The organism is Eisenbergiella sp. OF01-20, assembly GCF_003478085.1.
Classification (GTDB): Bacteria; Bacillota; Clostridia; order Lachnospirales; family Lachnospiraceae; genus Eisenbergiella.
Window position 1 is genome coordinate 1 of the sequence record NZ_QUES01000107.1, and the last position, 639, is coordinate 639.

The following is a 639-nucleotide window of genomic DNA, read 5'->3' on the forward strand; positions in this document are numbered from 1 at the left end:
TACAGCAGGGTGTACCAGGGAATAAAAAACCATTACTACCTGATCCAGATCGGTCATATGATAGCGCAGGTGATGGAGGCATGGAAAAGCCTGTGGAAAAAGGTGATGCAGAGCCGGGAGCAGAAGCACCGCAGGATACTGGAATCATGGAAGCAGGATAAGCTAAAAGAAACTATGCAGGAAATAGAACAAGGGTTCCAGATACGTTTTGGATAAGGGTGTAGGACGAAGGGAGGTGAGCTGGGAACCGGTAGAACAACAGGATAGTAAGGGAAAAACCCAGGGAGATTGTGTGCCTTTATACAACCGAAAAGGAGAGAAGGCATTGAAAATGCAAGATGAAACTGGGATTATTCCACTAAAAATAAATTTACTCGTCAGAGCTGCCGAATTGAATTCCTGGCTTGTTTTTCTCATGCTACTGATATAAAATATAGATGAGAGGATGCGTGTCATCAGTAAGACATGGCTCTCGTAAGTGATATACCTCTGGTCGCGAGGATCCTCCAAGTTCTTTAACAGGGACAGGAGCCCGGGGAAATAGTGATGGATCACCTTTACCAGTTCACATGCCAGATGAAACTGGGCCAGGTGTTCCCGCGTATCTTTTCTGGTGATCTTTGCTTTTGTTTTCATGAT

At 44.9% G+C, this 639-nt stretch carries 1 pseudogene; it reads left to right on the forward strand.

Annotated features, from left to right (window positions below):
• A pseudogene (locus DXA36_RS33305) lies at positions 1 to 216 on the forward strand (transposase); the annotation flags it as partial.
• Positions 217 to 639 lie beyond the last annotated feature (423 nt).